16 protein-coding genes, 2 tRNA genes, 1 pseudogene and 1 CRISPR repeat array (1 of these 20 running past the window's edge) are annotated in these 18,763 nt (G+C 41.9%); of the genes and pseudogenes, 9 read left to right on the forward strand and 10 right to left on the reverse strand.

Features of this window, described 5'->3' with window-relative positions:
• Positions 1-11 precede the first annotated feature (11 nt).
• The gene (locus ACTJIX_RS10060; RefSeq protein ID WP_440611418.1) at positions 12-1,262 is read left to right on the forward strand and encodes a GGDEF domain-containing protein; all 1,251 of its coding nucleotides are present in this window, start codon (positions 12-14) and stop codon (positions 1,260-1,262) included.
• Here ACTJIX_RS10060 and ACTJIX_RS10065 read toward each other — a convergent pair.
• The 4 genes and pseudogenes from ACTJIX_RS10065 to ACTJIX_RS10080 all read right to left on the reverse strand — a co-directional run.
• Positions 1,263-1,367, reverse strand: a pseudogene (locus ACTJIX_RS10065) (restriction endonuclease); the annotation flags it as partial.
• A gap of 378 nt (positions 1,368-1,745) precedes the next feature.
• A complete protein-coding gene (gene guaA, locus ACTJIX_RS10070) occupies positions 1,746-3,314 on the reverse strand; it encodes a glutamine-hydrolyzing GMP synthase (RefSeq protein ID WP_004895334.1) in 1,569 nt (522 codons plus the stop codon).
• A gap of 198 nt (positions 3,315-3,512) precedes the next feature.
• Positions 3,513-3,878, reverse strand: coding sequence for a NirD/YgiW/YdeI family stress tolerance protein (locus tag ACTJIX_RS10075; protein WP_111810788.1), 366 nt, complete (start codon positions 3,876-3,878; stop codon positions 3,513-3,515).
• 151 nt (positions 3,879-4,029) lie between these two features.
• A complete protein-coding gene (locus tag ACTJIX_RS10080; protein WP_076754665.1) occupies positions 4,030-4,449 on the reverse strand; it encodes a DoxX family protein in 420 nt (139 codons plus the stop codon).
• A gap of 190 nt (positions 4,450-4,639) precedes the next feature.
• Here ACTJIX_RS10080 and ACTJIX_RS10085 point away from each other — a divergent pair, with 190 nt between their 5' ends.
• Positions 4,640-5,278 (forward strand): DedA family protein, encoded by a 639-nt coding sequence (locus tag ACTJIX_RS10085; protein WP_004895339.1) that lies wholly within the window; start codon positions 4,640-4,642, stop codon positions 5,276-5,278.
• A gap of 16 nt (positions 5,279-5,294) precedes the next feature.
• Here ACTJIX_RS10085 and ACTJIX_RS10090 read toward each other — a convergent pair whose 3' ends face one another.
• The 5 genes from ACTJIX_RS10090 to ACTJIX_RS10110 all read right to left on the reverse strand — a co-directional run bounded on the left by ACTJIX_RS10090 (position 5,295) and on the right by ACTJIX_RS10110 (position 8,102).
• Positions 5,295-5,888, reverse strand: coding sequence for a LysE family translocator (locus tag ACTJIX_RS10090; RefSeq protein ID WP_111810789.1), 594 nt, complete (start codon positions 5,886-5,888; stop codon positions 5,295-5,297).
• A 191-nt stretch (positions 5,889-6,079) separates the two neighbouring features.
• Positions 6,080-6,475 (reverse strand): hypothetical protein, encoded by a 396-nt coding sequence (locus ACTJIX_RS10095; protein WP_111810792.1) that lies wholly within the window; start codon positions 6,473-6,475, stop codon positions 6,080-6,082.
• A gap of 16 nt (positions 6,476-6,491) precedes the next feature.
• A complete protein-coding gene (locus ACTJIX_RS10100; protein WP_071320808.1) occupies positions 6,492-7,328 on the reverse strand; it encodes a ParA family protein in 837 nt (278 codons plus the stop codon).
• Between the two features lie 63 nt (positions 7,329-7,391).
• Positions 7,392-7,784: a SirB2 family protein gene (locus tag ACTJIX_RS10105; RefSeq protein ID WP_004895347.1), complete on the reverse strand. Its 393-nt coding sequence runs from the start codon at positions 7,782-7,784 to the stop codon at positions 7,392-7,394.
• 9 nt (positions 7,785-7,793) lie between these two features.
• Positions 7,794-8,102 carry a BolA family protein gene (locus ACTJIX_RS10110; RefSeq protein ID WP_004814186.1) on the reverse strand — a complete coding sequence of 103 codons (309 nt, stop codon included), beginning with the start codon at positions 8,100-8,102 and terminating at the stop codon, positions 7,794-7,796.
• Between the two features lie 239 nt (positions 8,103-8,341).
• Here ACTJIX_RS10110 and ACTJIX_RS10115 point away from each other — a divergent pair.
• Positions 8,342-8,417 (forward strand) — tRNA-Gly (locus tag ACTJIX_RS10115).
• A gap of 47 nt (positions 8,418-8,464) precedes the next feature.
• Positions 8,465-8,540 (forward strand) — tRNA-Gly (locus ACTJIX_RS10120).
• Positions 8,541-8,865: 325 nt separating this feature from the next.
• On the opposite strand, the gene ACTJIX_RS10125 is transcribed toward ACTJIX_RS10120, so the two are convergent.
• Positions 8,866-9,093, reverse strand: coding sequence for a helix-turn-helix domain-containing protein (locus ACTJIX_RS10125; protein WP_004895349.1), 228 nt, complete (start codon positions 9,091-9,093; stop codon positions 8,866-8,868).
• 115 nt (positions 9,094-9,208) lie between these two features.
• On the opposite strand from ACTJIX_RS10125, the gene ACTJIX_RS10130 reads away from it, so the two are divergent.
• From ACTJIX_RS10130 to ACTJIX_RS10150, 5 genes are all read left to right on the forward strand, one after another.
• Entirely contained in the window at positions 9,209-9,418 is a 210-nt protein-coding gene (locus ACTJIX_RS10130; protein WP_440611419.1) for a hypothetical protein, read from the forward strand.
• A 19-nt stretch (positions 9,419-9,437) separates the two neighbouring features.
• A complete protein-coding gene (locus ACTJIX_RS10135) occupies positions 9,438-10,619 on the forward strand; it encodes a site-specific integrase (RefSeq protein WP_004895354.1) in 1,182 nt (393 codons plus the stop codon).
• A complete protein-coding gene (locus ACTJIX_RS10140) occupies positions 10,612-10,860 on the forward strand; it encodes a hypothetical protein (protein WP_004895356.1) in 249 nt (82 codons plus the stop codon). The genes ACTJIX_RS10135 and ACTJIX_RS10140 overlap by 8 nt, the downstream gene beginning before the upstream one ends.
• Before the next feature lie 72 nt (positions 10,861-10,932).
• Entirely contained in the window at positions 10,933-11,469 is a 537-nt protein-coding gene (locus ACTJIX_RS10145) for a DUF1376 domain-containing protein (protein ID WP_440611420.1), read from the forward strand.
• 10 nt (positions 11,470-11,479) lie between these two features.
• Positions 11,480-12,226 carry an ATP-binding protein gene (locus ACTJIX_RS10150; protein ID WP_004895361.1) on the forward strand — a complete coding sequence of 249 codons (747 nt, stop codon included), beginning with the start codon at positions 11,480-11,482 and terminating at the stop codon, positions 12,224-12,226.
• Between the two features lie 106 nt (positions 12,227-12,332).
• A CRISPR array of direct repeats spans positions 12,333-18,763; the repeat unit is 28 nt; unit sequence TTTCTAAGCTGCCTATATGGCAGTGAAC; it runs 5,432 nt beyond the window's last position.

Below are 18,763 nucleotides of genomic sequence, written 5' to 3' on the forward strand. Positions count from 1 at the left end.
GGGAAGGCTGAATGCCACAGGAATATCATAAGGAGTCACGCCTTCTGATTCAGCAGGCGCTTAAAGATCCTCTGGTGTGTATTCCTCAGCCATTAAAATCTGCCTATTATTCTCATCAGAAAAAGCTGCATCTGAGATATCTGCTTCAGGTGAATCTGTTTGCACAGTTTGCTTATGCTTCCTATACCCTTGCGGATATTTATGTACTGCGTGACATCCATACCCTGTTGCTTGTAACCAAACTGGGTTTTACCTCAGTCATGACCCTGATCACGGTCTGGATGTACCAGCATAGCCGGAATTTACCACTCTTTGATCTATTGCTACCCACTTCGATTATTGGTGCCAGTGCGGTCTGGTTTTTTAATTTAAATCAGTCAGAAAGTCCTTATAACCTGATCTATCAATATTCCTCTCTGGTCTTTATTGTTCTGGCAAATTTAAGTGTACATATCCGTTTCAGGCCTTCCCTGATCATCTCGGCCCTGATTACCTTCATGATCTATATGGGTGTGTATTTCAATGTTAAAGGCGATCTGCAACAGCTGGTTCTGTTTTCTCTGATTTATTTGCCGGTGCTAAGTTTTAGTATCTATATCAGCTGGAATTCAACGCTTAAATCTCGGATTGTATTTTTACAACATACCTTGAACGAATATAACCGTCAGGCTTTTGAGCATATGGCGCATACCGATTCCCTAACAGGATTAAATAATCGCCGCTTTTTTGAATATTTGGCTCAGCAACATCTAACACATACGCTTGAAGAAGGAACACCGAGTCCTAGTTCATTAATCGTCTTTGACGTCGATCATTTTAAAAAGATTAATGATAACTATGGTCATGATATTGGCGACCAGGTACTGCAAATCATTGCGAAAACAGCTCAAAGTGAAATGCGAAATACTGATATTCTGGCGCGCTACGGCGGGGAAGAGTTTATTGCACTGCTTCCTGAAACGCATCTGGATGATGCTCTAAAAATTGCCGAGTGTTTAAGGCAGCGCATTGAACAGACCGAAGTTTTTCTTGATCAAGCTCAGTCCTTAAAGTTCACTATTTCAATTGGTACAGCGATCTTGGAAACCTGTGAAACAGACCTGTATACCGTAATTAAACAGGCGGATATTGCGCTGTATCAGGCCAAGGCCAATGGACGCAATCGGGTTGAGCACTATGACCCTTTAACCAGTCCTAATGTCGTACTGCTGTCACAAGGCTCATGGAATAAGGATCGGGCAATTAAAATCGTAGGAACCTAGTTAAAAGATATCTTCATCGAAACGGTCTTGATCGATTTTATAAATATGAAAGTTACGTTCAATTTGTATCTCTAAAAGAAACTCTATTTTTAAAATACTCTTTTTACTTGGAAGTATTTGATTGAGTACCTCTTTTAATAGATTTAAGCATTCAGCTCATATATTTGCCGCATCTGAAATTTTTATAGGCTCATTTAACTTAAACAATAGCTTCATGAAAGGCAGCATCAATTGATGATAGCTAGGCAATGACATATTTTTCTGTATAAAGTTTTATTTTTATTCATCATAAACATAAAAAAGGACGCCTAGGCGTCCTTTTTTATTGGATGTTAAAGATATTCATTGAAATCCCTAACTAGTGCAGGCATAGCCTTTGCCGTAAAACTGGCCTGAAGCAGTGCTACCCGAAATTCTTTACTGCCGCGAGCATAGCTCTTGGCGTAATTTAGGCAAGAAGCTTCACTTCTTGAAACCCCTAAATTACTCCCATTCAATCGTCGCAGGTGGTTTAGACGATACGTCATAAACCACACGAGAAACTTCAGCAATTTCGTTCATGATACGAGTCGAGATTTTATCTACCAGCTCGTATGGAAGGTGAGCAAAACGAGCTGTCATGAAGTCAACAGTTTCAACTGCACGAAGTGCAATGACCCATGCATAACGACGACCATCACCTACAACACCAACAGATTTAACAGGCTGGAATACAGCGAATGCTTGCGCAGTTTTGTCATACCAACCGCTAGCACGAAGTTCTTGCATGAAAATGTCATCTGCCAAACGGAGAATGTCAGCATATTCTTTTTTCACTTCACCAAGAATACGAACACCTAGACCCGGACCTGGGAATGGGTGACGATAAAGCATTTCAAATGGAAGACCTAAAGTGGTACCCAATTTACGTACTTCATCTTTGAACAGGTCACGAATTGGTTCAACCAGTTCAAATGCTAAATCTTCTGGTAAACCACCCACGTTGTGGTGTGATTTAATCACGTGTGCTTTACCCTGTTTGCTTGCAGCAGATTCGATCACGTCAGGGTAAATCGTACCTTGAGCCAGGAAGTTTACACCATCAAGCTTACGTGCTTCTTCAGCAAATACTTCGATGAATTCACGGCCGATGATTTTACGTTTTTTCTCTGGATCAACTTCACCCGCAAGTGCAGTCAAGAAACGCTCTTCAGCATCAGCACGGATCACACGGATACCCATGTTTTTCGCAAACATGTCCATAACCTGGTCGCCTTCATTCAGACGAAGTAAACCATTGTCTACGAATACACATGTCAATTGATCACCAATTGCACGGTGTAAAAGTGCCGCAACAACTGATGAATCTACACCGCCTGAAAGACCGAGCAGTACTTTTTGATCACCAATCTGTTCACGAAGCTGTTCAACACGAAGGTCGATAATGTTTTCAGAGTTCCACAGGCTACGGCAACCACAGATATTGTGAACGAAGTTAGACAGTAACTCTTTACCTTTGGCAGTATGAGTGACTTCCGGGTGGAACTGAATACCATAGAAACGGCGTTTTTCATCAGACACCATTGCGACCGGACAGCTTGGTGTGCTGGCAGTAATCTGGAAGCCTTCTGGAATTTGAGTCACTTTGTCACCGTGGCTCATCCAGACTTTCAATTTGTCTGCTGAATCTTCAAGATCGCCAATAAGACCATCACGGATTTGAATGTCTACTTCTGCATAGCCAAACTCATGTACTGTACCTGGCTCAACCTTACCGCCAAGTTGTGCAGACATGGTTTGCAGACCGTAGCAAATACCCAATACAGGAATGCCCAAGTTGAACACAACTTCTGGCGCACGCGGGCTGCCTTCTTCGTGAACGCTCTCAGGACCACCTGACAAGATGATACCGTTTGGATTAAATGCACGAATGTCTTCTTCAGACATGTCATAGGCAAACATTTCAGAATATACGCCAGACTCACGTACGCGACGTGCAATCAATTGGCTATATTGAGAACCGAAATCCAAAATCAGGATACGATCTTCAGTGATTTGAGTATTGGTAGTCATGACAAACAACTATAGAAAGGCAAACGAAAGATAAGCGCCGTATTCTATCATTTTTCGCTGCATTAAGCACACTGTTTCAAGGCGCTTGAAATATATACATATTTAGCACTGTATCTTGATCAGACTGAATTTTTTGTCAGATCTGCTTCAATCCTGGATTCCAGATTGCATGAGATTGAAGCAGAACTTTAAATGTGGTTATTGCACTTTTTCGATACTAATCACATCAATATCGGTAGGTTTCTGACGATGAGTATCTACCTCGCCAAGCACACGAACGTTATCGCCCGCTTTTAAATTCAACGGTTTCCATAGGTCATCATCAACATCAATAATAATCGTGCCACTACTGTCTCGAAGTTCAAAATCATCACTCTGCGGTGCAACTTGACGCACAATTTTACCTGTTAAGGTTACACCAGTTTCATCCGGCATTTTTTGTGCTTGAGCAATGCTGACTTTATTTTTTTGAGCTTCAGCAAGGAGGGCCTGATCTGACTTTGCCCATGCACCGCCACTAACAACGAGTCCCGTCATTAATACAGCTAAAATTTGCTTTTGCATTCAATATACTCCTTAAACAACAGGTCTAAATTCCTGATTCTATCTAAGCAGAGTGAATGCACTGAACGAAGCTTAATTCGGTAAAGCTAGTTTAATGTTATGTATCCACAAAAAAAGCGGTCTTAGACCGCTCGATTGGAGCGTTGCTTTGTTATTGGTGCTCAATCAGATGATCAAGACTGAAACGACCTGCACCCTGTAATACCAATAGCAATAAGCCACCTGCCATCGCAAAGTTTTTCATAAAGTTCACTGCATCCTCAGGCGTACCATGAAATAAAAATGCAGTCACTAAGCTAAAGCCAACCAAAAGTGCTGCCACTACACGGGTCTGCAAGCCAAATAAAATCGCTAAACCACCACCCAATTCCAGCAAAATCGTCACAGGTAATAATTCAGCAGGAACACCCATAGCTTGCATATAACCAACCGTTGCGTCATAACCAGCGATTTTGCCCCAACCTGCCACAATAAAAATATAAGCCATTAAGGCACGTGCAGACACGAATGTTACGGATTCAAGTACAGGATGAGCAACAAGATTGGCGATAATACGATTTGGATTCAACATGATAAAAACTCGAAAATGATTGCTAAAATATGAGCACATCTTATAAGTTTCATTTTTAATTATTAATAACCAAAATAAGATTCATCGTTTTATTTTTAGAATGATTAGACTGGAAATAGACCACTTTTGATGCTGACTTTAAGCCTAATCACTGTTAGGATTTGGGCACACTTTTGCTTGTATTGGCGCCATGGAACTGCTTGATTTTATCCTACATGTAGATGACCATCTGCTTGAATTCATCACCAATTATGGGGTGTGGATTTATGCCATTCTTTTCCTGATTATCTTTGTAGAAACGGGACTGGTAGTCATGCCTTTCCTGCCGGGTGACAGCTTGCTGTTTGCTGCGGGGGCACTTGCAGCATCTACTGGGGCCATGGATCCGTGGGTACTGATTCCGCTCCTATTTGTGGCAGCAGTACTGGGCGATACGCTGAACTATCATATTGGCAAGTTCATTGGGCCGCGTGTGTTTGAAGTTGAATCGCGCTTTATCAATAAAAAACATCTGCTAGCAACCCAGCAATTTTTTGCCAGACATGGTGGCAAGACGATTATCTTTGCCCGTTTCGTGCCTTTCGCCCGTACCTTTGCTCCTTTTGTGGCCGGTGCTGGCAGCATGAATTATAAATACTTCCTGAGCTATAACGTGATTGGTGGTTTTTTGTGGATCAGCTCTTTTGTGATTTTGGGTTATCTGTTTGGAAATATGCCAATCGTTAAAGATAACTTTACCTATTTGATCTTCGGCATCATCATTATTAGTGTATTGCCAGGCATCTTCGGTTTTATTCAACAAAAACTGAAAAAGAACAAAATGGCTTAAATCCTGATCGCTGAATTCAGTTAAACAAACTGATGATCAGCGGAATCAGGCAAAGCAGCACAAACAGAACCGACCCTTTATATACGAGGTCGGTTTTTATTTTCTCAGATTTCCCTGCCAGAATTGCCTGACCAAACGCCATCCAGAAGACAAACACCGGTAATGTCACCAGACTAAATATCGCGAAGACCAGTACGAAATTAGTTGGATTTTCCCAGGTCGCCATGGGAAAAATACCAGAAGCAAACAAAGCCGCTTTAGGATTCTTTAAAGTCGCAGTAAACATCTGCCAAGGCCGGATCATCGGGTGCTTATGATTATGCTGCTCTAGCTGCCTGGCTTTAAACAACCGGAAGGTCATCCAGCCTACAGTAATTGTGCTCAGTATATGCAGCATGCCCTGGAAATTCGGCCAGATCGGGACAGCAAGATGTATTAGCAAGGCCCAGACATTAATGGCATAGAAGTAACCCAGCAGAATAGCAGGTATATATAAACTGGTTCTGGCCTGACCATGTTGATGTGCCGCACTGGCAACCAGTGCATTGCCTGGGCCCGGAATCATCAATACTGTAATTACAGCCAGAATAAATAGCCAGTTTTCGATCATACGCAAACTTACCGCAAAGAATGGCGCAACATTAACGAATCTGCTCAATATATAACAAGATGAAAATTCTCATAAATTTGTTCCGAGCAGTCATTCCAGCTAGTTTTATATGCATAATAACGCCCCTTTCCGGACTGCGATGCTAAAAAAATGCCGACCTCAGTCAGCATTTTTATTTTCTATCTTCATCATTATGTTTTTGGTACAGCCTGGCGAATGATCAGTGGGCAGCTCTTATAGCGTGCTGCCTGAACAATCGCTTCCTGCTCACCTAAAACACGTGCCAGTTCGGTCTTCTTGGTATTAGAGGACTGACCCATATTCACTGAAATGCTCGGCCCAATGCCCCAACCACTATGGCTACCCCAGCCACCACCTACACCGACGCCTACGCCAACACCCGTTCGTTTCGGCGCTTGTACACCATTGTCGATATACTGCTGAATACGGTTATATTCGCCTTGCAGCTGACCGCAGTCATAGGACTGGTATTGGGTTGGCGACACATAGGTCGGCTTGACGGTCGTAGCACAGGCACTTAACAAAGTCAGGCCCACGATGCCAAGACTGAATTTCATGAGTTTCATGCTGGAATCATCAATCTTATTTTTGCTCAATCTCATTGAACAACGATTGATAGGCCTGAGTCAATTTATGATCAGTAGCCAGATGAATTAAGGGCTGATTTTTCTGATGGGATTCTTTCATGATCACCGATGGCGGCAACATATTTTCCAATACCGGCAAGCCTTCATCTTTCAGCTGTTGCACCACCTCACGTGGCAGTTTGGCCTGAGCCTGAAACTGATTGACCACAATCCCTTCAATTTCCAGACGGTCATTATGATCGTCCTGGGTTTCGATGACATTTTCAATCAGGGTATGCAGGGCACGTTTGGAAAATACATCACAGTCAAAAGGAATCAGCACCCGATCTGCCGCAATTAAAGCTGATAAGGTAAAGAAATTAAAAGCTGGCGGCGTATCAATAAACACCCGCTCATACTGACCCGTTAACTGTTGTAAGGCATCACGTAGTTTATAGATCTTATGTTTGGATTCCAGTGCATGTGCCAGTGTGCCGAGACTTGGGCTGGCTGGAATCACATCCAGATGTTTAAACGGTGACTGGTGCACATAGCTTTCCAGGCCTTTAGTGCGGGTTTTCAGAATTGAGCCGATGGCATTGCCAATCAAACCCTTGTTCTGCTGGCTGCCCAGCACTTCATCAAAATAGTTTTCAATATTGGGTTCTAATGCAGGCTTGTCTCCCGAATAGGTCGCATCATCACCAAGCAGATACTGGCTGGAATTGGCCTGTGGATCGAGGTCAATGAGCAGGGTTTTGTGCCCCTGATGTGCACTGATTGCTGCCAGATTTACAGCAATACTCGACTTCCCCACGCCACCTTTTTGGTTAAACACCACACGTGTACGCATTAAAACCCCCTATTATTTTTATCAATCTATTTAAAATTTAGCCAAACAAAATGATGTTATTTTCTAGCCAAAAGTTGGCTTGATAATCACAAGTGCCATAATTGCAGCTAATGAAATAATTGCAATAACCAGGCCAGCACGACGTTGAACCAGTAAGACAGAGTCATCTTTTTTATAGGCTTTCATCAAAGATGACACCAGTACCAGAAATAAAATGACCTTGGCATAGAACCAGGGTTGTACTTCAAAGTTTTTTATCACTAGCGAAATGACGCCCGTCAAAGCAATTACGGCAAGTGCCAGATGCTGCAAGGCAACAAATAGCTTGCGTGCGACCGGATTAGGTAAATTGCCCTGTGTACCAACAAACAAGGTAAATGCACGTGCCAGAATCGCGATAATTGCCAGACTGGCCGCTGACATATGGATAATTTTGACTAATAATTGGGTTTCCATATGTTCCTCTTAGTTTTTTGGGGCATGTGCACATTCAGGACTGGTCGTATCCTGACCGCTCCACTCTTCTGGAACAAAAGCATGGATTGCTAATGCATGGATTTTTTCCGGGCTCAGTAAATCGCCTACTGCGGCATAGACTTTCTGATGACGCTGTACCTGACGCAGGCCTGCAAAAGCTTCACTCACAATCACCGCTTTAAAGTGTGATTCCTTACCCGGGTAATAGCCACCGTGACCAGAAGACTCATTTACCACCTCAAGATGAGATGGAGACAGGGTAGCCAGACGCTCTCTTAAGACTTGTTCAATACTCATGGCCTTCTCCGCAATTACAAATGATCCAAATTCTATTCAGTATACCCTGTTCTGTCATGAGTTTTACTGTACTCAAGGAGAGTTAAAGGTTGCCAAGGCCCTGTTTTAACAAAATTTTGCATAAATTTTGTCGATTTATAGCGCTGAATTGGCTGAATTGATTTTATTTTATGCAAACGGTGCAAGATTTCTCATAAAGTTATTGACCCTGTTTTTGCATGCTGTATTATACACGGCATGCGGGAATAGCTCAGTTGGTAGAGCACAACCTTGCCAAGGTTGGGGTCGCGAGTTCGAGTCTCGTTTCCCGCTCCAGATTCTTTTTTGTTTAGTTTTTTAATAGTAAAAAATTATTCGACCCTGCGGGAATAGCTCAGTTGGTAGAGCACAACCTTGCCAAGGTTGGGGTCGCGAGTTCGAGTCTCGTTTCCCGCTCCAAATTCTAAAAGCCCTGATCGAAAGATTGGGGCTTTTTTATTGTTGATTTTATTATATTTTTTAAAAACTCTCCTTCCTTTGTTATTCGATTCAATAAAAAATATTCTTAATGTAATTCGTATTTTGTGACCAAGATGTGACCATGGCGTGCCCACAACAAAAAAAATGGTCTCAATTGATCTTAAATGTCCTCAATCGATCACCACTTTCAGAGCTTTTTTGAAGGCAAAAAATCACCCTGTTCTCTTCCAAACAAGGTATTTTTTACCAAATGATCAATAATTTGTGACCATTTCACTTTTTGATGTGACCATTTGTGACCAAACTACTCACTAACAGATTGTTCTTTATTGTCTTTTTCAAAAACAAATAAATCCCCTACCTGTACATCCAAATAATCACAAATTCGATCGATGGTCTCCAAATCAATTCGAGTCAATTCGCCATTATAAAGCTTATGCAAAGTTGTCTTATTAATGCCTGTACCACGAATTAAGTCAGCTACACGCATTTTTCTTTCAGCCAACAATATTGGTAGCTTACAAATAACCATTAATTTTTCCTCTAATACAATGAAAATTTAATTGCATTTAATTAAATTCGAGGTTATTTTAGGTCTAAGGATGAAAAATTCCTTACATCCGATGAATTACGCTAGGAATACAATTATGTCATATACCTATCTCACAGCCCAGCAACTGGCTGAAAAAATCCAGTACGACGCTCGTACCATTCGCAACCAGCTGAAGGACAGTGTCTTTATTGAAGGTGTTAACTACATCCGTCCTTTTGGTGGCCGCAAAATTCTTTTTGTTTGGGAACGTATTGAAACTGAAATGCTTAAATTCACTGGTTTAAGCATGGATGCTTTGCAATAAGGCTTAGGAGGTTTAACTGATGGCTACCATCCGGGAACGAAGTGGCAAACTGATTGCCGACTTTCGCTACATGGGCATTCGTTGCAGAGAAACAACCAATCTTGAAGACAATGCTTATAACCGTCGCATTTTGAAAAAACGTCTCGAACAGCTTGAAGCTGAAATTACTTTGGGAACTTTTGAATACGAAAAGTACTTTCCAAAAAGTAACCGTGTTGAGGAGTTTAAGGAAAAAAGAAGTCAGCAAATTGCTGTACAGACCAAAGTTCCTCTTTTTAAAGAGTTTACTGAATTGTGGTTTAAGCAGAAACAAGTTGAATGGAGAACCTCATATCAGCAAAAGGTTTCAATTGTGATCAAAAACTATTTGATTCCTGCTTTTGGTAATCAGGTTCTCTCGAAAATCAAGAAGTCAGACTTGCTGAACTTCCGTGCCTCTCTCGCCAAAGTGACACACGGAAAAGATCAAACAAGTCTGAAAGCATCGAGGATCAATCAAATCATGACGCCTTTACGTATGATACTCAATGATGCGGCTGAACGATACGAGTTTGAGTCGCCTTATAAAAATATTAACAATCTGAAGGAAAGCAAGATTGAAGTCACACCTTTTTCTCTGGAAGAGGTGCATAAAATTCTTACCACAGTGCGTGAAGACTTCCGCCCCTATTACACCGTTCGCTTTTTTACGGGTATGCGTACCAGTGAAATCGATGGTCTGCAATGGAAAAATATCGACTTACAGCGTCGTGAAATCCATATCAGAGAGGCGTTAGTGAATGGTGTGCTTGGTGGAACCAAAACTTATGGTTCTGACCGCACGATCCAGATGAATGACCGCGTTTACCAAGCCTTTCTCCAACAGAAAAGCTTAAATAATGGTAAATCAGAGTTTGTTTTCTGCAATCGTGATGGTGGACCTCTCGATTATCGTCTGGTGAATAAACGTGTCTGGCATCCGATCTTGCGCTTTCTAGGATTGAAGTCTAGAAGAGCCTATCAAACACGCCATACAGCAGCAACTCTTTGGCTGTCAGCAGGAGAAAATCCGGAATGGATCGCACGTCAATTGGGACATTCAACGACTGAAATGCTGTTTCGAGTCTATAGCCGTTACATCCCCAATGTTACGCGCCGCGATGGCAGTGCATTTGAAGCCATGCTGGAAAAACTAAATACAGAGGAGCTTGCACATGAATAGTAAAGCTTTCTTTGGTGGTGTGGTCGTCAGCCCTGAAGCAGATATGGTCGCTCGTGAATTAATCCATGAGCTACACATTCCCAAACTTCACAATCTAGCTTTTTTGTTGGAAATCAATAAATGCTTCGATGATCACCAGGCGTTGAGACTCTGGTTACAGCGAATGTTGGATGAAGGGCAAGCCCATTACGATGACTTGGCCCAACAGGCCCGTCTCCGCTTAATGAGTCTCGCTCACTAATAAAACAAACACAGACAGAAGGTCATCCAATCGATGACCTTAGTCCCTCTATACCTATAAAAAGGTGAACACATGCATAAAGATATTTCAATTTGGATGCCACTCTATATTGGCGACCTACAGGCAAAATTTGCACGAATGACGGCAGAACAAATTGGTGCGGCACTGCTGTTAATGATGGATTTCTGGAAAAATGGTGCCATTCCTCATGACTTAGCTACTGTATGCAGCATCACGAAATTACCTCAGCACACCAAGGCTAAAACTTTGTTGAATACGCTGATGGCTCTGGAATTGTTTGAAGTCGAGTCTGAGCAGATTCATTCAAGTTTTTTAACCAGTTTAAAAAGCCAGGCATTGCAAAATCAGCAAATGAAATCTGATAAAGCTAAAAATGCAGCTCAAGCACGCTGGAATAAATCCGCAAGTAATGCTCAAGCATCAACTAAGCAACGAAAAGTAAATACTCAAGCAGCTCCTGAGAAGAGCCCGAGTATTACTCAAGTCATGCTTGAATCATGCCCTTCATCTTCATCTTCATCTTCATCTTCATTTTCAAATTTTGAAGAAAAAAATGAGAGTTTTTTAGAAAATTCAAAATGGATTTAGGAGATCAGCCATGAAAACCATGCTTAAAACACTCCAGTTTCGCGCAGAAACAACAGAAACACTTTGCCCTACCCATCATATACCCCTGATGGAAATTGCAGGTCACAGGCTCTGTAAATTGTGTGCCAAAGAAACCGTCCATCACTCACATGCAGCCTATGAGGATGAACTGCAACAGCGATTGCTACAACAGAAAATTAGAAATTCAGGACTTAATAAACGATACCTGGATCGTGGCTTCAAGAATTATGTAATTGCATGCCCTGCACAAGACAATACCATCAAGCTATGTCAGGCCTTTGCACAGCAAATTATTTCTGACCACAACCCGAACATGTTGATGATTGGTACACCGGGTACAGGTAAAACCCATCTGAGTGCATCAATTATTCGCAACATTCTGCATAACAGTACAAAATCTGCGCGCTACTATACCAGTGCAGAAATTGCTCAAAAAATGATGGACACCTGGTCAGATGCTTCACGTTCTGAGAAGGAAGTTATCGACCATTTCTCTAGTTTTGATTTATTGGTCATAGATGAATATGGCCTGCATGACCGGCATGAAAAACGCCTGGAGATGGTGCATAAGGTTTTGTATAGTCGTTATGACAATATGAAATCTACCCTGCTGATTTCCAATTTCACAGTCCAAAATATGCAGCGGGATTTAGGTGTAAGATTATGGTCTCGGTTACATGAAAATAATTTGATTGTAGTGCCGTGTTATTGGGATGATCGAAGAATAAGCGGATAGCCAAACTCTTTGCTTAAGCCAATTATCTTACTGAGATAATTGGCTTTTTTATTACAAAAATTATTTACAGAAACTCTCGTTTGCATAAGTATTACTGAAGATAATACTTCAAAGCTGCCTATAGGGCAGTGAACCGGGATGCTTCAATGCCGCAATACTGAATCAATTTCTAAGCTGCCTATATGGCAGTGAACGCTGCTTCCAAAGGCGACTGGTAGTTATGCTGTTTCTAAGCTGCCTATATGGCAGTGAACCGAAAAATGGTCTCTTGAAAGTGTTCTGCAATTTTCTAAGCTGCCTATATGGCAGTGAACTAATTTTGAAATTCTCTGACCAATACTCACAATTTCTAAGCTGCCTATATGGCAGTGAACCTCACACGATGACGCAAATGCGTAGCTCGAATTTTCTAAGCTGCCTATATGGCAGTGAACATGTCTTTGCTGAAGCAGAGGGCTTATTCAGTTTTCTAAGCTGCCTATATGGCAGTGAACGACGCCCTACCTGTTTCGCTGATTCCAATTCATTTCTAAGCTGCCTATATGGCAGTGAACTGAGCTGCTTTGAAAAGTTCTGATTTCTTCATTTTCTAAGCTGACTATATGGCAGTGAACACCGAATAAACAGAATATAAATTGGAGCATGTTTTCTAAGCTGCCTATATGGCAGTGAACTTGATGACAGTTCAAAACTCTTATGAAACTGTTTTCTAAGCTGCCTATATGGCAGTGAAGCAAAAGCAGAGATGCGGAGTAAGGTCATGACATTTCTAAGCTGCCTATATGGCAGTGAACGCGTTGGAAACTACAATTTCCCAGCTTTAGAATTTCTAAGCTGCCTATATGGCAGTGAACTCAAATTTGGCTTTTCCATAGATATTTGTATTTTTCTAAGCTGCCTATATGGCAGTGAACTGCTGCATTGCCAATTTCTTCAACAACGACAGTTTTCTAAGCTGCCTATATGGCAGTGAACTATGGCTTATCTGAAGGTGAGGTTGAAGGCTTTTTCTAAGCTGCCTATATGGCAGTGAACTGATCCGGTTGCGCGTACTTATTCTGGGATGTTTTCTAAGCTGCCTATATGGCAGTGAACATGAACATGGCACTTTAAAAGCTGCTCAGACATTTCTAAGCTGCCTATATGGCAGTGAACCTGAACTTCAGGCTTTTATTGAGGCTAATACTTTTCTAAGCTGCCTATATGGCAGTGAACCGCGCTCGAAATATCGAAACAGGTGAAGTGCTTTTCTAAGCTGCCTATATGGCAGTGAACTGAGCCAAATACTTACTCGAAACGCTATGCATTTTCTAAGCTGCCTATATGGCAGTGAACTTCGAATTGGTCGTTTCGGGGATGCTCTTGGATTTCTAAGCTGCCTATATGGCAGTGAACGCAAAACAGTCATATCAAATGGCGTGTTGAAAGTTTCTAAGCTGCCTATATGGCAGTGAACGCATACTCTAGAGTCTGAAAACTTCTCACACTTTTCTAAGCTGCCTATATGGCAGTGAACCCACCAGAAGACATGTAACTATCTACCGGATATTTCTAAGCTGCCTATATGGCAGTGAACAATCTCAGTAGATTTAGCAGCACCAATAGGTATTTCTAAGCTGCCTATATGGCAGTGAACGCTTTTTGTCCACTATTATTTGTCGTGTCATATTTCTAAGCTGCCTATATGGCAGTGAACTAAACCAGCGGCGCTTGTAGATGCGGACGGCATTTCTAAGCTGCCTATATGGCAGTGAACCTATGATTGTTCTTTGTTTTTTATGTATTTCATTTCTAAGCTGCCTATATGGCAGTGAACTTAAAATACCCATAATGCCCATAATATCGGAATTTCTAAGCTGCCTATATGGCAGTGAACACTAGCAATAAAAAGGGAACTGATGATCGCAATTTCTAAGCTGCCTATATGGCAGTGAACCAGTGACAACATAAACCTTTGTTGAATCGAAATTTCTAAGCTGCCTATATGGCAGTGAACTAGATACTCAATCTTTTAAAACCAATATTTTTTTTCTAAGCTGCCTATATGGCAGTGAACTGCCTTGTTGGATTTGACGTTTAACCTCTACATTTCTAAGCTGCCTATATGGCAGTGAACCCATCCATTATTATCAGCTTACCGGAAAACTTTTTCTAAGCTGCCTATATGGCAGTGAACCAGGGATCACCAGCTTTAGCTGCTTATCTGCATTTCTAAGCTGCCTATATGGCAGTGAACATTTTAATAATAATGAACCTATCCACTTAACTTTTCTAAGCTGCCTATATGGCAGTGAACGGGCAGCTTCGCGCTGGCCGTTCTCAGAGTACTTTCTAAGCTGCCTATATGGCAGTGAACGGTAGTCTGCTGCATTGGTGCATAGTTCTTCTTTTCTAAGCTGCCTATATGGCAGTGAACTTGAGTTATCGATAGATACTGTTGATGTAACCTTTCTAAGCTGCCTATATGGCAGTGAACTCAATCCATTTCTCGCGCTGTACTGTAATCATTTTCTAAGCTGCCTATATGGCAGTGAACTTCGACAAGAACCTTGAGCGCCGTATTCAAAATTTCTAAGCTGCCTATATGGCAGTGAACTAAACGGTGTCACTGATTGCAAGTCATTCATTTTTCTAAGCTGCCTATATGGCAGTGAACTAAACCAGCGGCGCTTGTAGATGCGGACGGCATTTCTAAGCTGCCTATATGGCAGTGAACCTATGATTGTTCTTTGTTTTTTATGTATTTCATTTCTAAGCTGCCTATATGGCAGTGAACATTGATCTCTCCAGTGGCTAATCACACATCATTTTCTAAGCTGCCTATATGGCAGTGAACTCATAACAGGCGTATAGGCATGGTTATACAACATTTCTAAGCTGCCTATATGGCAGTGAACACGGAAAAAACAGACGAAGACCCGGCCGATGCTTTCTAAGCTGCCTATATGGCAGTGAACTGTTCCCATCACCGCTACGCATTAAAAATAAATTTCTAAGCTGCCTATATGGCAGTGAACAATATGAAAATTACATAACTTGGGGTAATGATTTTCTAAGCTGCCTATATGGCAGTGAACGACAATTGTTGCAGTTCTAAGCTCATCCAAAATTTCTAAGCTGCCTATATGGCAGTGAACATAAAGGTGTTTGTTATGCTTTATCACAACAATTTCTAAGCTGCCTATATGGCAGTGAACTTCCAGTTGAGCTACAGATGTGCTGTCAATACTTTCTAAGCTGCCTATATGGCAGTGAACACGTGGCTTCACCCGAAGGAGAAATGACTTTTTTTCTAAGCTGCCTATATGGCAGTGAACTCCCACCCCTTAATGCGCCGTTTGAATTTGTATTTCTAAGCTGCCTATATGGCAGTGAACCATTACGTATTACCCAGTGAAAGGCTTGAGTCTTTCTAAGCTGCCTATATGGCAGTGAACTCTTTCAGCTTACTGGCTGTGCCTGCGTTCCCTTTCTAAGCTGCCTATATGGCAGTGAACGTGTGGTGGTTGGTTTGGGATTAACTTTAGTTTTTCTAAGCTGCCTATATGGCAGTGAACAATCTCTGGTAACTGAACCTTTGTACCCATTGTTTCTAAGCTGCCTATATGGCAGTGAACGAACCAAAGTGATTCACCTGTTTCACCAAGTCTTTCTAAGCTGCCTATATGGCAGTGAACGAGCTGATGACACCTTGAGTGGCTGTTTGTGTTTTCTAAGCTGCCTATATGGCAGTGAACTTTGCTGTTTATTTTGTTGGGTTTGAATCTCTTTTCTAAGCTGCCTATATGGCAGTGAACCTCTGAGTTCTCGGCAATTTCCTTTGCGTCCATTTCTAAGCTGCCTATATGGCAGTGAACGCGATCCCAGACTGAGCACCTGCAGCGACAATTTTCTAAGCTGCCTATATGGCAGTGAACGAAGAAAAGCCAAAAACTAAACGTCAACCTAATTTCTAAGCTGCCTATATGGCAGTGAACGACGCGACCATTAAAGCTATTGAACGTTCATGTTTCTAAGCTGCCTATATGGCAGTGAACCAGTACAGACGGAATTTGTGGTTGTAATAAAATTTCTAAGCTGCCTATATGGCAGTGAACATCCCAAATTGGGATGAAGCGGAAATGATTAATTTCTAAGCTGCCTATATGGCAGTGAACTGTCAGCAATCCATATTGTGACTAGATCATTATTTCTAAGCTGCCTATATGGCAGTGAACTTAGCCTGCACTTTACCAGTCGTTGCCGTTAATTTCTAAGCTGCCTATATGGCAGTGAACCTAACCTCCATGATCTTAGACTTCATGGAGAATTTCTAAGCTGCCTATATGGCAGTGAACAGCACCTCATTGGGAAGATTTCCTGGCGTCAATTTCTAAGCTGCCTATATGGCAGTGAACTTAAATTCTTTCGATAAAGAGTGATTGATAAGTTTCTAAGCTGCCTATATGGCAGTGAACCAGCCAGTGTTTCAGATACTCGCTTCCGTCAATTTCTAAGCTGCCTATATGGCAGTGAACACCGCTATTACACAAGCTTTGCGGCATTTATCGTTTCTAAGCTGCCTATATGGCAGTGAACAACATAAGATAACTGAGGTGACGCGAGGTGATTTTCTAAGCTGCCTATATGGCAGTGAACATATAAATTCGACCGTTTTCATTGTCTGGTTTATTTCTAAGCTGCCTATATGGCAGTGAACTGTTTGAGCAGCCAACACTCTGGACTGCTCCATTTTCTAAGCTGCCTATATGGCAGTGAACTATTATCTGATCAATTACTACAACGCCGTATTTTTCTAAGCTGCCTATATGGCAGTGAACTTGGGATTGATGGCGGTGGCCATAGTCGTGCCTTTTCTAAGCTGCCTATATGGCAGTGAACATATGATTCACCCGCATCAAAAACTAACTCAATTTCTAAGCTGCCTATATGGCAGTGAACGAGAAAAGCCCCAAGGCAATCTTAAATTTGTTTTTCTAAGCTGCCTATATGGCAGTGAACGCTACGCCAAGGCAGTTAATTACAATCGGTAATTTCTAAGCTGCCTATATGGCAGTGAACCGTGAAGACAAGTGTGTAGGTTTCAGCTATCATTTCTAAGCTGCCTATATGGCAGTGAACTGTAGGCCAAAAAAGCTGCTTGTACTTCAATCTTTCTAAGCTGCCTATATGGCAGTGAACCACCGGTAATGACTGTACCCTGTTCTGACTTTTTTCTAAGCTGCCTATATGGCAGTGAACAGAATCTAGGTTCTTTAAATGATTGTTGTGTTTTTCTAAGCTGCCTATATGGCAGTGAACCATTTTGGATTTAAAGAGCATGGCACCTTACTTTTCTAAGCTGCCTATATGGCAGTGAACGGATTCGCACCAGTAGTTCGGTATTGTCTGCATTTCTAAGCTGCCTATATGGCAGTGAACGCCATTAGCTGTTGAGTTGTACTAGCCACATCTTTCTAAGCTGCCTATATGGCAGTGAACGAGTGATCCGATCTGGTCACGGCCTTTTTTAGTTTTCTAAGCTGCCTATATGGCAGTGAACTAATATCTATTGAGTGTTCAGTTGGTGAACTATTTCTAAGCTGCCTATATGGCAGTGAACGAACAAGGGCAACAGCAAGCAGCCTGGGTTAATTTCTAAGCTGCCTATATGGCAGTGAACCATTATTTTCAGCAGGGCTTACATCCATCATTTTTCTAAGCTGCCTATATGGCAGTGAACTCACAAAACCAACTCCAAATATCGACGGTATTTTTCTAAGCTGCCTATATGGCAGTGAACCATATTCTGAGCAAAGGCACGACGTGCATCCTTTTCTAAGCTGCCTATATGGCAGTGAACGTGGTATTCGTCGTCAGGCCCGAGATCCTGAATTTCTAAGCTGCCTATATGGCAGTGAACCTGTTTGCAAGGTGTTTACTGCGGCTGATGCCTTTCTAAGCTGCCTATATGGCAGTGAACTTTAGCTTCTTCCCTTGCGATCTGGCCAGCATTTTCTAAGCTGCCTATATGGCAGTGAACGTTTTGGCTTTGCCAAGTTGTTTTTATACAAATTTCTAAGCTGCCTATATGGCAGTGAACGATACCCCATAGTTTTTCTTCACCCATTCGTTTTTCTAAGCTGCCTATATGGCAGTGAACTCTGCTGGTGAATGCTTATCACCACGGATAAATTTCTAAGCTGCCTATATGGCAGTGAACATGCATGGTTCACTGGTCAACGACATGCTGGAATTTCTAAGCTGCCTATATGGCAGTGAACTTATCCGACAGTTGGAAACCGAACGCATGGTCTTTCTAAGCTGCCTATATGGCAGTGAACATTCTTGCGATTCTGCAATCGAGTCATAGTCATTTCTAAGCTGCCTATATGGCAGTGAACAAACTCAATTGGGGTGAGTGTTGACATGTTCTTTTCTAAGCTGCCTATATGGCAGTGAACGAGGTGTTTCAAGCGTGGTTAGGGATTCTACGTTTCTAAGCTGCCTATATGGCAGTGAACTCCTCATTGCCTCCATCACTCCCATATTCATTTT

This window comes from Acinetobacter sp. 22323 (assembly GCF_052044895.1).
In the GTDB taxonomy this organism is placed as follows: domain Bacteria; phylum Pseudomonadota; class Gammaproteobacteria; order Pseudomonadales; family Moraxellaceae; genus Acinetobacter; species Acinetobacter schindleri.